Here is a 14,852-nt window from a genome sequence, read left to right on the forward strand (position 1 = left end):
CGGGCGGCGTCTTTATACGCTCCCCTCACGGTTTGATTGCCGGTCCTGTCTGGCCGGTTGGCGGGCGGTTAGCTCAGCGGTAGAGCACACCCTTCACATGGGTGGGGCCACTGGTTCAATCCCAGTACCGCCCACCATTTCCATTCCCCTTCTTCCCTTCCCCTATTCCGAACCCGTCCCAGGCATATTCGTGCCCGGCACGCTCGCTCCAGGCATACCCGTCCCTGGCACGGCGCGCTGCTCGGCGTGGCCCGCCTGCAGCGCCTCGATCCGCTGGCGCGCCCGCAGGGCGGCAGCCACCACGGCCGGGCTGAAGCTGGTACCCCTGCCCTTCTCGATTTCCTCGAAGGCCCTCGCGATGCCAAGCCTCTCGCGATAGGGCCGGTGCGAGCTGATTGCATCGAGCACGTCGGCGACGGACAGGATCTGCGCCTCGAGCGGAATCTTTTCACCGGCCCAGCCGTTCGGATAGCCGCTGCCATCCCATCGTTCGTGATGCGCCAGCACGATGGCCGGAACGTCCCACGGGAAGGGAATCCCCTTGATCGTCTCATAGGCGGTGCGCGGATGCTCCTTGATCAATTCGAACTCGTTCGGCGTCAGCTTGCCGGGCTTGTTCAGGATATCCATCGGCACCTTGATCTTGCCGATATCATGAATCATCGCGGCCAGCCGCAGACCTTCCATCTGCACGCTGGGCAGCCCCATCTCCTGGGCGATGATCTGCGCGATGGCACCGACCTTGCGGCTATGGCCGCCGGTATACGGGTCGCGGCTTTCCAGCAGCTCGACCATCGCCTCGATCGCGCCGGTCAGCATCTTGGTCGTCGCATTCTCGCTGTCGAGCAGGAATTCCTCGACCTGGCGCTTCTGCGTGACGTCTTCCTTGATGGCGACATAGGAGAGGATGCGGCCTCGCTCGTCGCGGATCGGCGAGATCGACGACTTGTCCCAGTACAGCGAGCCATCCTTGCGGACATTGCGGAAATAGCCGCGCCACATCTCGCCACGGCCGATCGTCTTCCACATCGTATCCAGGATTTGCGCCGGCATCTCGGCCGATTGCAGAATATCGACATGCTTGCCGATGATCTCGCTCGCGGTATAGCCGGTATCGATTTCGAATTGCGGATTGACATACTCCACGATGCCGTTGCGGTCGGTGATGATCACCATGGCCGGCGCCTGTTCGATCACCTGCGAGAGACGCTTGAGCGTCAGGAAAGGGGCCGTGAGGTTGATCTGGACCGACAGATCGAACAGCAGCCAGAAGGCCCATATCTTCATGATATGGCCGGACATGTTGATAAAACTGAACACATCGACATAGCGCGTGAACAGCAGTTCCGACATGATCGTCACGAACAGGGAATAGAGCACCACCGGCCGATGGGTTTTCGGCAGCATGTCTTCCGGCAGGAGGACGATCATCGCCATCGCCACCGCCAGGAATGCCATCACGACATACTCGGCCGCGATCTTGAAGGTGGACTGACCAACGCCTTCGACATAGGTCACGGGAAAATGGCCGGTGAATATTGGCGCCATCAGTGCCGCGGCAAGCAGGCCATAGATCGTCCACTGCACCCAGAGCTTCGGGCCGATACGGACCAGAAGCGGCGAAATCAGGAAGGTTGCGACCAGCACGATGCGGCCGGCAATCCAGATCGATGAGGCCGCATTGGCGCCGCCGAAGGGCAGCAGGCCCATGTCCTGGTAGGCCATCAGGTGGATCAGATCGATGGCGCCCACCCAAAAGAAGCCGCAGCCCATGGCGATCAGCAGGCGGTTGCCCCCGAGCAGGTTGGTCTTCCAGCCCATGGCGAAGAAGACCCAGGCAATCGAGACGGTGAACAGTTCGGCGGTGATATGGCCGATCAGGAAATTATAGGCATCCGCGCCGATCACCGCGGCGCTGAGCAGCACGGGCGGCACCCAGAAAAGCGGCCCGATCAGCCGCCGGTGGGTCGCATGCCAGGCCATGGCGGACAGGTTCTCGCGGAAATGCTGCATCACCGTCATTCGGACCGCCTGCCTTTTTCGCGTGGCTGGATCGTTTGGCAGACCATACCGCAACGCCGCCACAACCGGGACATAAACCCTCATTGTCAGCGGATGGAGTGTGACATAGGCCGCCCGGGCAGGTCTTGCGGAAGATCAACGCCATGGCGGGAGAACGCCATCCATGCCCCCACCCGGCCGACGCGGATGGGGGAAAACAGGCCCGACCCGGCCAGCCGTCGGCCATCACCCCCGCCGCCCGGCTAGAGCAGCGCCGCCGGCACCATGTCGCGGGCCTGCGCCTGCGCCGCCATGCGCACCGGGGCATTGATCGCCCCATACTGGTCGTAACCGCCCCGGCGCTGCACCACTTCGAAGAAAAAGCGGTCGTCGAACATCTGGGTGTAGACGTGGAAAAACTCCCCGCCTGCCTCGTCGCGGTCGTAGAGGATGCTGTGCTGGCGCAGGCGATCCACCAGAAGCGGATCGATATCGAATTTGGCCAACAGGTCGTCGTAGTAATTCTCGGGGATGCTGAGCAAAGGCACGCCACCCTCGCGCATGGCGGCGGCGGCGGCGAAGATGTCGTTCGTCGAGAACGCGATATGGTGTACGCCGGCACCGGAGAAATGCGAGACCGAGCGCGCGGTGGCGGTGTTGCGGTTTTCCGAGAAACTGAGCGGGAAGCGCAGGCTGCGCTGCGGGTTCGACACCGCGCGGCTGCGCACCAGGCCGTAGGGATCGGGCAGCACCCAGATATTGTCAGGCTGCAGACCAAGGACGGCGCGATAGAACAGCAGCCAGGAATCCATCTGCCCGGCCGGCACCGCCTGGGCGATGTGGTCGAAACGCTGCAAGCCGGCGATATCGGCCCCGCCCTCTTCCAAGACGAAGTCGGTGGAGAAGTCGAAGGCAGTGCCGACGAAATAGATCAGGCTGCCGTCGATGGAGCGGAAAGCCGGAATGCTGCGTTCGTTCGGGCCGAGCCGGCCCTCGTAGCGCGTGCAGCCATAGGCATCGGCGCGGTTGAGCATCTGCGCCTCGTCGGCCACCCGCAGGCAGATGGCGCAGATCGAGGTGCCATGCACCAGGTAATACGAATGGGCGAAGGAATCGCGCTCGGCATTCAGCACGATGTTCACGCCGCCCTGGCGGTAGAGCACCACATCCTTGGAGCGGTGCCGCCCGGCCAGGCGGAAACCCAGCGCCTTGAGCAGGCCGGCCAGCGACTGTTCGGCGGTGCTGTCGACGGCGAATTCGATGAAGGCAACATCGAGCAGGTCGGGCACGGCCGGCGGATCGAACAGCGCGACCCGGCGCGGCAGGGCAGCGATCTTGTCCTGTGGCGGTGCCGCCTCGGCGCGGCGGCGCATCTGCTCTTCCAGATACCGCAGCGAGCGCATGCCATCCTGCGCCGTCATGCGGGTGGGGCCGGCGCGGAAATCGTCGTTGAACACTTCCAGCGACAGCGGACCGGAATAGCCCGACGCCACCGCCTGCATGGCAAAGCCGGCGACATCGAAATCGCCCTGGCCGGGGAAGCAGCGGAAATGCCGGCTCCAGGTCAGCACATCCATGCTCAGGCGCGGCGCATCGGCCAGCTGCACGAAGAAGATGCGCTCACCCGGGATATCGGCAATGCCGGCCGGATCGTCGTTCAGCGCCAGGGTATGGAAACTGTCGAGCACCAGGCCGAGATGGGGATGACCGGCGGCCTGCACCGTCGCCCAGGCCTGGCCATAGGTATTCACATGTCGGCCCCAGGCCAAAGCCTCGTAGCCGATGCGCAGGCCACGACGACCAGCACGTTCGGCCAGTTCGTGCAGCTGCGCCGCCGCCAGGGATGCATCCGGCAGCGCAGCCGGCGAGACATTGGAGCAGACCAGCATCAGCGGTGCGCCGAGATCCTGCATCAGGTCGAATTTGCGTTCGGCGCGCTCCAGGTTGCGGCGGAACATCGCCTCGGGCACACCCTCGAAATCGCGGAAAGGCTGGAACAGCACGATCTTCAGCCCCAGATCGGCGGCCATGTCGTGCACCTGCCGGGCCGAGCCGTTGAAGAACAGCAGATCGTTCTCGAAAATCTCGACGGCATCGAAGCGCGCCGCCGCGATAGCCTCCAGCTTTTCCTGGAGGGTTCCGCTGATCGATACCGTCGCGATAGAGCGCCGCATGCCGCCCTCCTCCATCCGATGATGCAGACCGCGCCGGCTTCAGCCGGCGGCGGCCAGTTTCGCGTCGCGCCGGGCGCAGGCTTCGTTGAACAGCCGGTGCATGCGCGCCACATCGGGCTCCATGCCGGTGAACAGCCGGAAAGCCTCGGCCGCCTGGTGCACGCACATGCCGCCACCCGTCATCACCCGGCAGCCCTTGCGCCGTGCCGTGGCGATCAACTGGGTTTCCAGCGGCGTGTAGACCACATCGGCCACCCAGTGCCGCGCATCGATCAGTTCGGCCCCGATCGCCATGCCGGGATAACCGAGCATGCCGATGGGCGTGGCGTTGACGATCCCGGCGGCCTGCCAGGCCGCGCCGGCCAGATCGGCGGCGGCGCGGATCCGATCAGATCCAAAACGATTCTGCAGATCGGCGGCAAACGTCTGCGCGCGCGCAGCGTCGGTATCGAAGACATGCAGGACCTGCACGCCCAGATCCATCAAGGCGCAGGCCACGGCGCGGCCGGCACCGCCGGCCCCCAGCAGCAACACCTGCTGCCGCGCGGCGGCTTTCGTCCCCAGTACCTCCTCGAAAGCGCGGCGGAAGCCGGTGCGGTCGGTGTTATGCCCGGCGGTGCGGCCATCGCGACCAATCACCACGGTATTCACCGCGCCGATCTCGCGCGCCTCGGGCGAGACATCGTCCAGCAGCGGCAGCACGGCTTCCTTCACCGGATGGGTGACATTGACACCGGCAAAACCGGCCGTGCGCACCGCCGCCAGCAGGCTTTCCAGCGTGGCGCGCTGCAATACCTGCAAATCCATCAGATGGTAATAGCCCTGCGCGCCGGCGGCGGCGAAGGCATCCTCGTGCAGGGCCGGCGACAGCGACTTGCCGATATTCGCGCCGATCAGGCCAACCAGGAAACGCCGTTGCATCGGATCATCCATAACCAAGGAAACGCGGCAGGAAGGTGGAAAGTTGCGGGATCACCGTGACCAGCGCCAGCACGACCAGTTCGGCCAGCAACAACGGCCAGATGCGCCGCAGGATGGCCGGCAGGCCGACACGGGCGATGCCGTCCACCACGAACAGGCACAGGCCCATCGGCGGGGTGATCAGGCCGATCATGAGATTCAGCACCACCACCAGGGCAAAATGCACCGGATCGATGCCGAGCTGCACGGCGATCGGCGCCAGGATGGGCACCAGCACCACCATCGCCGCCAGCCCCTCGATCAGGCAGCCGACGATCAGCAGCAGGATGTTGACCATCAGCAGGAACATCAGCGGATCACTGATCTCGCCGATCACGAAGGCCGCGAAACGCTGCGGGATCTGGTCGGTGGTGAGCAGCCAGTTCACCAGGTTGGCCGAGGCCATGATCAACAGGATCACAGCCGACAGCAGCATCGAGCTGGCGAAGGCGCGCACCAGGGCGGCAAGGCTGATGCTGCGCAGGATCACAATGCCAACCACCAGGGCATAGAGCACGGCAACGGCGGCGGCCTCGGTGGGCGTGACGATGCCGGTGAGGATGGTGAACAGGATGATCACCGGCATCAGCATGGGGATGATGCCGGCCCGCAGCGCGGCCAGCAGGCCGCTCAGGTTCTGGCGCGGCTTGGGCGTCGGGCTGACGCGCCGCATGCTGAAATAGGTGACCAGCGCCAGCGCGATGCCCAGCATCAGGCCGGGAATGACGCCGGAAAGGAACAGCGCCGCCACCGATTCCTGGATGATCAGCGCGAACACGATCATCGGGATGCTGGGCGGAATAATCGGGCCGATCACCGAGGCGGCGGCGATCAGCGCGGCGCCGAAGTCGCGCGGATAGCCTTCCTTCTCCATCGCCGGGATGAAGACGCGGCCGAGCGCCGAGGCATCGGCCACCGCCGAACCGGAAATGCCGGCGAAGATCACCGAGGAGAGAATGCCCACCTGGCACAGGCCGGTGCGGATATGGCCGACGAAAGCATCGGCCATGCGGATGATGCGGTCGGTGATGCCGCTTTCATTCATCAGCTCGCCGGCCAGAATGAACAGCGGCACCGCCATGATCGGAAAGGAGTCGAGGCCGGTGAACAGGCGCTGGGCCAGCAACATCTCGGGCAGGCCGCGTTCCAGGATCGAAACGCCGCAGACCAGGATGATGGCGAACGAGATCGGCAGGCCGATCAGCAGCACGCCGGCCAGGAACAGACCCGACAGGCCGCTCATGGCGCCACGTCCTGCAACGGGCTGCCACGACGCAGCAGCCGCAGATCGACCCACAACCGGCGCAGGATTTCGATCAGCAGCATGGCGGCACCGACCGGGATGGCGCTGTAGACCCAGATCATGGCGATGCCGCTGCTCGGCCCCTGCAGCATGCCGAGCATGCCGCCGAGGATATGGCCGGAGCGGAAAATCAGGATGGCGACGACGATCGAGATCAGATGGCAGGCCAGCCGCAGGGCAAGCTGGACCCGTTCGGGGATCGTGTCGACCAGAAGGGTGACGGCAACATGCATGCCGCCGCGATAGGCCAGCGCCACGCCGATCATGGTGCCCCACACCATGGCGTAGCGGGCGATCTCCTCGGCCCAGATCAGCGGCGCGTCGAACAGGTAGCGCAGCAGCGCATTGGCGATGGCGATGGCGAACATGGCGACGCCCGAGAGCGCCAGCAGGCCGGTGGTGGCCGCATCGTAGTAGCGCCAGAGCGAAGGGGCGATGGTTGGGACGGGCTGGGTCATGGCTGCAGGCCGGATGGAACAATCGGGCCGGGCGGAATGAGACCGCCCGGCCCCGTCGTTCAGTTGGCGACCGCCTTTTCGGCTTCGGCCACGGCCTGCTGCACGGCCTCGACCCAGCCGGCCTCGACCTGGCCCTTCAGCCAGGCCAGAACCGGCGGCTGGGCCGCATCGCGGAACTGCTTCAGCTCGGCGGCAGTGGGCTTGTAGACCTTCATGCCCTTGGCGGCGAGTTCCGACACGCCGGCAGCCGAATTGATCTGCTGGATGGCACGGCCGGCATTGGCCGCCACCACGGCATTGCGCTTGAGCAGGGCGCGGCCTTCGGCATCGAGGCCCTGGTAGAACTTGTCGTTCACCAGCAGGAAATCGGTGCCGTAGACATGCTGGTCCAGCGTCAGGTAGGTCTGGAATTCATAGAACTTGTTGCCGAGGATGACGCTGACCGGGTTTTCCTGGCCATCCACCACCTTGGTCCGCAGCGCGCCGGGCGTTTCCGGCCAGGCCACGGGAGTCGGAATGCCGCCCAGGCCCTTCACCATCTCGACATAAAGCGGCAATTGCTGCACGCGCAGCTTCAGCCCCTTCATGTCGGCCGGGCTTTTCACCTCGCGCACCGAATTGGTGAAATTGCGGAAACCCGTTTCGCCATAGGCCAGCGTGCGCAGGCCGGTCTTCTTCAGGCAGTGCTCGGCCAGCTTGTCGCCGAAGGCGCCGTCCAGCGCTTTCCATGCCACGGCGGCGGACGAGAACAGGAACGGCGTGTCGAGCACTGCCGCTTCCTTGCAGTAATTGCCGAACACGCCCGAGACCATCACCACCTGGATCGCGCCGGCCTGGGCCTGGGCCACCAGCTCGGCCTCGCCGCCAATCTGGCCAGCGGGATACAGCTCGACCTTCACCTTGCTGCCGGATTCGGCTTCCACCAGATCCTTGAACACCTTGCCGGCCGCGCCCTTCTTCGACGTGGTCCAGTCGGCGGGATCGACATGGGCGAATTTCACGGTCTGCGCCTGGCCCGGCGCGGCAATGCCGGCAACCGCCAAAGCGCTGGCGAGCAGCATGCCCTTGAACATTGCGGATGTGATGCGAGACGCAATCATGATGTCCTCCCTCTGCGTTCTGTGACGCGGTTTTGCCTGACTGTAGCAACGGGATTCCAAGATGCGTCCGCCGGCGCCAAGCCATGCCGGCCGCTCCGTTCCCGTTTGCGTTTCCTCTCTCGTACTGACTGCCTTGGACTAACTGCGAGGATTATGTACGAACTAGTTAGTATGTCAATTCGGAATTGGCGACCCGCTGGCAATCCCGATGCCCGGCCGGGCATCCGGCCGGTTCAGGCCTTCACGAAGCGCAGGATCAAGTCCACGACATTGTCGCGGCGGCGGCGCAGGGCGGCCGGCGAGGCCATGTCGTGGTCGAAAATGGTGGAAAAGGTATGCCGGTTGGCGACGTTGAAAAAGCACAGCGCACTGATCGACATGTGCAGGTCCTTGGGATCCAGCCCCGGACGGAACACCTTCGCGGCCCGGCCGCGCTCATAGATTTTGCGGATCGCGTCGATGGCGGGCAGGTTGAGGCTGCGGATGGCCTTGGACTGCTTCAGGTATTCGCCCTGATGGATGTTTTCGTTCATCACCAGGCGAATGAAATCGGGATTGCTGCTCTCGTAATCGAAGGTGAAGGCCACCAGCTTGCGCAGGGCTTCTTCCGGCGGCAGGTCTTCCAGGTCGAGCTGCGCCTCGATGGCGCGGATTCCGCGATAGGCCTCTTCCAGCACAGCAATGTAGAGGCCCTCCTTGCTGCCGAAATAGTAATAAATCATCCGCTTGCTGGTCTGGGTGCGGGCGGCGATCTCGTCGATCCGCGCCCCGCTCAAACCCTTGGAGGAAAATTCCTCGCGGGCCACATCCAGAATGTCGCGCTTGGTTTTTTCCGGGTCGTTGGTCCGCCCGGCCTCGGCCCGGCCACGACCGGAATCGCCGCGCCCCGGCTCAGCCCGTTTGCGCCGCGTCGAAGCCCCCGTATTCGTGCTTTTTTCCATTGCCAGCCAGCGAGCCTGTCTGCATATACCGGGCTTGATCATAGCATTGATGAAATGTACGCACTAGTTCGTACGTTTTGCCCGGCCCGCCGGCCGCCGGCCGGGCGTTTTCACGGTATTATAATATTGCCAGCGCGGAAAAACCGATATATGCCGCGCGACGCTGCTTATGACCGGCCCTGCCGGCGGAGTCGGCATTCCGCCACCCTTTTCCATCCAGGCACCCGTGACCGACGCTCCGTCCCCCTCTCCTGTTCCCGCCAAAGCCTCGGGCCGCCTGACCGTCCGGGCCCTGCTGCTGGGCGAGCGTCTGGACGTTGCCGGGCTGGAACGCTCGGATGCCATCTCGACGGCGCCGTTTGCCTTCCGTGTCGGCGAGCAGGGCATGGTCGCCCTGTTCCGGTATGGCGCCGCCGTGCTGGCCGGCCTGTCGCCGGTGGAAGAAGACGACCTGCTGCGCAAGCTGGCGCCACGCGTCAGCGGCGCCTTCGCCACCATCGAGGACGAGGTCGCAACCATCAGCCTGAGCCCCGAGGGCGATGACAGCATCCCGCCCGGCGGCCCGATCCAGCTGCGCGAGCTGACGCCCGAGCGGTTCCTGGTGATCGCCGACGCGATGGCGAAAAGCGTGGCGCTGGCCTCGAACGAACGGCAGGTCAGCTCGGTTTTCGACGTGATCGACCCGCTGGCGCGTTCGCTGGCCCGCGAAGGCCGCCTGCCCGGCAACCGCCAGCAGCTGCTGAAGCTGATCGGCGGTTCGCTGCAGGTGGAGCATCGCGTCGCCGGCCGCGTCGCCGTGGAAGACAAGCCCGACGTGTTGTGGGACCGGCCGGAACTGGAACGCCTGTTCAAGCGCCTGCAGGACGAATACGAACTGAGCGAGCGCGCCTCGGCACTGGCCGAGAAGCTAGACGTGATCCAGAACTCCACCCGCGCGCTGACCGACCTGATCGATGCCCAGCGCAGCCTGCGGCTGGAGGCGGCCATCGTGCTGCTGATCGTGTTCGAGATCGTGCTCACCTTCATCAACTGGACTTTTTTCTAGAGCATCATCCTGTTTCGTAAGACGGAGAAAGAAATGAAGCATGTGTCGTTTTCCGGCCGCCTGGTCATGGTTGGCTTTGGCAGTATCGGTCAGGGCGTGCTGCCGCTGATCCTGCGCCATATCGCCATGCCGGCCGAGCGGATTACGATCGTCACGGCCGAAGAACGCGGCCATGACGTGGCGAAGGAATACGGCATCAAGTTCATGCGCCAGCCGCTGACGCGGGAAAATTACAGGACCGTGCTGGAACCGATGCTCGGCCAGGGCGATTTCCTGCTCAACCTGTCGGTCGACGTTTCCTCGGTGGCGCTGATCGAACTGGCGCAGGCGCGCGGCGCCTTCTATCTCGACACCTGCATCGAACCCTGGGCAGGCGGTTATACCGATCCGAGCAAGACGCCATCGGAGCGTTCCAACTACGCCCTGCGCGAATCCGCCCGCGCGCTGATCGCGAAATACAGGAACGGCCCGACTGCCGTGATGACCCATGGCGCCAATCCGGGCCTGGTGTCGCATTTCGTCAAGGAAGCGATGCTGCATATCGCCCGCGATACCGGCCTGCCGGCCATCGCGCCGACCGACCGCGCCGGCTGGGCCAAACTGGCGCAAACCCTGGGCGTGAAGGTGATCCATGTCGCCGAGCGCGATACCCAGGTGGCGGAACACCAACCCAAGCGGCGCGGTGAATTCGTCAACACCTGGTCGATCGACGGCTTTGTGGGCGAAGGCTGCCAGCCGGCCGAGCTGGGCTGGGGCAGCCACGAGAAGCATTTCCCCGCCGACGGCAAACGCCACGATTTCGGCTGCGATGCCGCGATCTACCTGATGCGGCCCGGCGCCGGCACACGGGTCCGCTCGTGGACACCGCTGGAAGGCCCGATGCACAGCTTCCTGGTGACGCATAACGAGTCGATCTCGATGGCCGACTATTACACGGTGAAGGACGGCGACACGGTGACCTACCGCCCCACCGTGCATTACGCCTACCACCCCTGCGACGACGCCGTGCTGTCGCTGCATGAGATCGCCGGCAAGAACTGGGACATGCAGCCCAGCAAACGGCTGATGATGGACGAGATCACCACCGGCATGGACGAGCTGGGCGTGCTGCTGATGGGCCACAAGAAGGGCGCCTACTGGTATGGCTCGCGGCTGACCATCGAGGATGCGCGCAAGCTCTGCCCGCACAACAACGCCACCAGCCTGCAGGTGACGGTGGCGGTGCTGGGCGGCCTGGTCTGGGCGCTGGAGAATCCGAAAGCCGGCCCGGTGGAAGCCGACGAGATCGACCATGCCCGCGTGATGGATGTCTGCCGCCCCTATCTGGGCGAAATGGCCGGCGCCTATACCGACTGGACGCCGCTGTCGGAACGCGAACGGCTGTTCCCCGAAGATGTGGATCGCAACGATCCCTGGCAGTTCAAGAATTTCCGCGTGGTGTGAGCGCGGCAGTATCCCCAATGAAACGGCCCGGTCATCCCGGGCCGTTTTTCATTGTGCCGCCGCAGCGTCGGGAAAAACCTGCGCCACGAAACGGGGATAGGTCTCGCCAATTTCCGCCGCGATACGGGTGCGCAGCAGCTGCAGCGTCGCCTCATCCGGCCCGGCGGTTTCCGGCACGGTATCCGGACAGTCGAAATCGAAGCCGGTATTGTCGCGCACCTCCTCGACGCTGTGGCCGCGATGCACGCTTTCGAGCCGGAAGCGCCGATGCTGGCGGTCGAAAGAAAACCAGCAGAGATTGGTGAGCAGGCCGATGGGGCCGCCGGGGCGGTAGATCGCCTCACCCGTCGGGCCGGCGGCGGAAATGAAATCCACCTTGGGCACCAGCACGCGGCGGGTATGCTCCTCGCGGAACAGGATCACGCGCGGCACGAGGTAATACAGATAGCCCGAGCCGAACGAACCCGGCCACCGCACGTCGGTCTGCGGATAGTCGCCGCCGGCGCCCACCAGATTGATGTTGGCCTGGCCGTCGATCTGCCCGCCGCCAAGGAAAAAGGCATCCAGCCGCCCCTGCCCAGCCAGGTCGAACAGCTCGACGCCGCCATCACAGAGGAAATCGTTGCGGATGCTGCCCAGCACGTTGACGCGCATGCGCCCGCCGGATTGGGCGCGGGCCAGCAACGCCCCGGCGCCGGGGATCGGTGACGACGCGCCGGTGGCGACCAGCCGGCAGCCGGCCAGCAGGCGGGCGATGGTGGTGATCAGCAATTCCTGGCGGCTGTATGTCATGTCCCTTACTCCGCCGCCTGGCGCGGTTGCACGAATTCGGCGAGGTAATGCGCGAAGCCCTCGTCACTGCGGGCCAGTTCCAGATACCGGCGCATGTGGGCATCGTCGTAATCGTAGATGTCCCACAGCTTGACCGGCCAGGCGCCGCGCGGCGCCACGGCGATGTCGCCGATATAGGCGGCCGTCAGCGTGCCGGCCGCGCTCTCTTCGGTTGCCAGCAGGTCGACATCGCGAATTTCCTCCACGGTGATCAGCGACACGGCCGAGGCATGAGCCATCGCCACCAGTTCGCGGCGGCGGCCGATGAAGACGTTGCCGTTGCGGTCGGCGAATGGCGCGTGGAACACCGCGATATCGGGCCGGATCGCCGGCAAGAGCACGATGGGATCCTTCTCTGCCGCGAAGGGATTGTCGATCACCTGCCAGTCGGGCCGGTTCTTGAGCAGATCGCTGCCCAGCAGGCCGCGCAGCGGCATGAAAGGCAGGCCCTTGCCGGCGGCCTGGATCGCCGCATGCACGGCGGGACAGGTGGCATCCATCATCCTGAATGCCTTGCGCTTCAGTCCGGCGGCAAAGCGCGGCGCGCCGCCATATTCACCGAGCGTCACCGCCGAGGTTTCCAGCGTGGCGACACAGCCCGCACCGATCAGCAGATCGGTTTGCAGACCCGAGACCGGCACGCAGACCACATGCAGGTTCCGCACCCCGCGCCGGATCATGGCACGGGTGAGTTCCATCGCCACGCCGGAATAATCGGGCGGCACGGCGATTTTGGCGCCATCGGGAATCTGCGCGGCAAGCTGCGCGACGGTTGAGCCCGGCATGACGGTTTCCTCCAGATTACCTTGGCACGGATTGTTGCGCGGATCGCCCCGCGCGGCAACCCGGAATCAGTTTGCGATACTGTCGCGCAACACACGCTTGAGCAGCTTGCCGTTGGCGTTGCGCGGCAGTGGCTCATCGAGCAGCGTGAAGCTTTCCGGAACCTTGTAGTCGGCCAGGTGTTTGGCGCAATAGGCCTGCAATTCGGCGGCGTCCACGGCTTGCCGTCGCGCGACGAAGGCATGCACGCGTTCACCCAGCACCGGGCAGGGTTTGGCGACGATGGCGCTTTCCAGCACACCGGGATGGCCGCTCAGCACATTCTCGACCTCGACGGAGAAAATCTTGTAGCCGCCGCGGTTGATCATGTCCTTCACGCGGTCGAAGACCCGCACAAAGCCATCGGTGTCGATGGAGCCAACATCGCCGGAATGCCAGAAGCCGGCGGTGAAGTTCTCGGCCGTGGCCTGCGGGTTGTTCCAGTAGCCGCGCACCACCATCGGCCCGCCGATCCAGATCTCGCCGCTTTCCCCGCGCGGCAGTTCGCGACCCTGCGCGTCCACCACGATCACCTCGGCGCAGGGCGCCTCCAGGCCCACCGAGTCGGAATGGCTGGCGGTGAAGCGCGGCGGCATGATGGTGGTGGGCGACGTGGTTTCGGTGGCGCCGTAGGCATTCATCAGCTGCAACTGCGGCAGTTTATCGGCCAGCGCCGCGATGGTGGCCTGCGGCATCGGCGCGCCGCCATAACCGCCGATGCGCCAGGACGAGAGATCGTATCGGTCGAAATCGGGCTGCAGCAGGCACAGATTATACATCGCCGGCACCATGATGGTGTGAGTCAGGCGCTCCGTCTGCGCCAGCGGCAGGAAATCGCGTGCCTTGAATTCCGGTACGACGATGACGCAGCCGCCGCCCTGCCAGGCGGTGACGATGATGGCGATCAGGCCGGTGACATGGCTGGCCGGCACCGCCAGCAACGAGCGGTCGCTCGGCCCCAGACCCATGCAATGCTGAAAATGCAGGGCCGAATGCACGATGTTGAAATGCGACAGCATCGCGCCTTTCGGCCGGCCGGTGGTGCCCGAGGTGTAGAGGATCACGGCCGTGTCTTCCTCGGCCGGCGCGACGAAGGCCGGTGCGGCAGCATCGCTGCGCAGATCGGCAAAGGGCAGCGAGCCCTTGCTGCCGCCGCCTACGGCGACGCGGTGCTTCAGGTGCGGTGCTTCTGCGGCAGAAGGCAGGCGATCAGACAGGTCGGCTTCGTGCACCAGCAATGATGCGCCGGCATGATCGAGGATATAGGCGATCTCGGGCCCCTGCAGGCGCGTGCCGAGCGGCACGGCGATGGCGCCCAGCCTTAGCGCGGCCAGCGTGACGGTGATGAACTCAATGCGGTTGCCGACCAGCAGGGCGACGCGATCGCCAGATCCGATCCCCAGCGCCGCCATGCCGGCGGCGATGCGCTCGGCTTGCTCGGCCAGCGCGCGGTAGCTCAGCCGCGTTTCGCCGGCCACCACGGCGTCGCTGTCCGGCCACGCTTCCACACTGCGCGCGAAGATGTCCCAGCTATGGGCCGGGCGGTCGGCGAAGCAGTGCACCACGCGGTCGCCGAAATGCGCCTCGCGGCGGATTTTGATGCTCGGATCGAGCGCCCAGGCCATGATTCCTCCCGATTGCATGTCGACAGGATGGCGGGTGCGGGGCCGGATCGTCAATTAACGGATTGATTTGGCAGCGTTATTTGCTGCAGCGCGGCAAATTGTCTGATCCGCGTCATTTATTGAGCATAATCAAATTCCTACCACAAACG

General features: G+C 64.9%; 12 protein-coding genes and 1 tRNA gene. 3 read left to right on the plus strand and 10 right to left on the minus strand.

The window, feature by feature from the left end; all coding sequences use genetic code 11:
- The first annotated feature begins 62 nt into the window (after positions 1 to 62).
- Positions 63 to 137: transfer RNA gene (locus tag ACE3OO_RS02120), tRNA-Val, on the plus strand.
- Between the two features lie 25 nt (positions 138 to 162).
- Here the strand turns inward: ACE3OO_RS02120 and ACE3OO_RS02125 are convergent.
- The 7 genes from ACE3OO_RS02125 to ACE3OO_RS02155 all read right to left on the minus strand — a co-directional run bounded on the left by ACE3OO_RS02125 (position 163) and on the right by ACE3OO_RS02155 (position 8,937).
- The gene (locus tag ACE3OO_RS02125) at positions 163 to 2,022 is read right to left on the minus strand and encodes an MASE3 domain-containing protein (protein ID WP_374299241.1); all 1,860 of its coding nucleotides are present in this window, start codon (positions 2,020 to 2,022) and stop codon (positions 163 to 165) included.
- 242 nt (positions 2,023 to 2,264) lie between these two features.
- Positions 2,265 to 4,175: a bifunctional sugar phosphate isomerase/epimerase/4-hydroxyphenylpyruvate dioxygenase family protein gene (locus tag ACE3OO_RS02130; RefSeq protein WP_374299243.1), complete on the minus strand. Its 1,911-nt coding sequence runs from the start codon at positions 4,173 to 4,175 to the stop codon at positions 2,265 to 2,267.
- A gap of 39 nt (positions 4,176 to 4,214) precedes the next feature.
- Complete coding sequence (locus ACE3OO_RS02135) at positions 4,215 to 5,096, minus strand: shikimate dehydrogenase (protein ID WP_374299245.1); 882 nt, start codon at positions 5,094 to 5,096, stop codon at positions 4,215 to 4,217.
- A 4-nt stretch (positions 5,097 to 5,100) separates the two neighbouring features.
- Positions 5,101 to 6,378 carry a TRAP transporter large permease gene (locus tag ACE3OO_RS02140; protein ID WP_374299247.1) on the minus strand — a complete coding sequence of 426 codons (1,278 nt, stop codon included), beginning with the start codon at positions 6,376 to 6,378 and terminating at the stop codon, positions 5,101 to 5,103.
- Positions 6,375 to 6,896 carry a TRAP transporter small permease gene (locus tag ACE3OO_RS02145; RefSeq protein ID WP_374299250.1) on the minus strand — a complete coding sequence of 174 codons (522 nt, stop codon included), beginning with the start codon at positions 6,894 to 6,896 and terminating at the stop codon, positions 6,375 to 6,377. The genes ACE3OO_RS02140 and ACE3OO_RS02145 overlap by 4 nt, the downstream gene beginning before the upstream one ends.
- Positions 6,897 to 6,955: 59 nt before the next feature.
- Positions 6,956 to 7,996, minus strand: a complete 1,041-nt coding sequence (locus ACE3OO_RS02150; protein WP_374299252.1) for a DctP family TRAP transporter solute-binding subunit — start codon at positions 7,994 to 7,996, stop codon at positions 6,956 to 6,958.
- 233 nt (positions 7,997 to 8,229) lie between these two features.
- A complete protein-coding gene (locus ACE3OO_RS02155; RefSeq protein WP_374299254.1) occupies positions 8,230 to 8,937 on the minus strand; it encodes a TetR/AcrR family transcriptional regulator in 708 nt (235 codons plus the stop codon).
- A 226-nt stretch (positions 8,938 to 9,163) separates the two neighbouring features.
- Here ACE3OO_RS02155 and ACE3OO_RS02160 point away from each other — a divergent pair, with 226 nt between their 5' ends.
- Together ACE3OO_RS02160 and ACE3OO_RS02165 are read left to right on the plus strand one after the other, a co-directional pair.
- Positions 9,164 to 9,982: an RMD1 family protein gene (locus ACE3OO_RS02160; protein ID WP_374299256.1), complete on the plus strand. Its 819-nt coding sequence runs from the start codon at positions 9,164 to 9,166 to the stop codon at positions 9,980 to 9,982.
- 33 nt (positions 9,983 to 10,015) lie between these two features.
- Positions 10,016 to 11,425, plus strand: a complete 1,410-nt coding sequence (locus ACE3OO_RS02165) for a homospermidine synthase (RefSeq protein ID WP_374299258.1) — start codon at positions 10,016 to 10,018, stop codon at positions 11,423 to 11,425.
- 48 nt (positions 11,426 to 11,473) lie between these two features.
- Here the strand turns inward: ACE3OO_RS02165 and ACE3OO_RS02170 are convergent, their stop codons facing one another.
- The 3 genes from ACE3OO_RS02170 to ACE3OO_RS02180 form a co-directional block, all read right to left on the minus strand.
- Positions 11,474 to 12,217, minus strand: a complete 744-nt coding sequence (locus tag ACE3OO_RS02170; protein ID WP_374299259.1) for a CoA-transferase — start codon at positions 12,215 to 12,217, stop codon at positions 11,474 to 11,476.
- Positions 12,218 to 12,222: 5 nt separating this feature from the next.
- Complete coding sequence (locus ACE3OO_RS02175) at positions 12,223 to 13,041, minus strand: CoA transferase subunit A (RefSeq protein ID WP_374299261.1); 819 nt, start codon at positions 13,039 to 13,041, stop codon at positions 12,223 to 12,225.
- 66 nt (positions 13,042 to 13,107) lie between these two features.
- Positions 13,108 to 14,703, minus strand: a complete 1,596-nt coding sequence (locus ACE3OO_RS02180) for a class I adenylate-forming enzyme family protein (protein WP_374299263.1) — start codon at positions 14,701 to 14,703, stop codon at positions 13,108 to 13,110.
- Positions 14,704 to 14,852: the final 149 nt, after the last annotated feature.

The organism is Ferrovibrio sp., assembly GCF_041906005.1.
Lineage (GTDB): Bacteria > Pseudomonadota > Alphaproteobacteria > Ferrovibrionales > Ferrovibrionaceae > Ferrovibrio.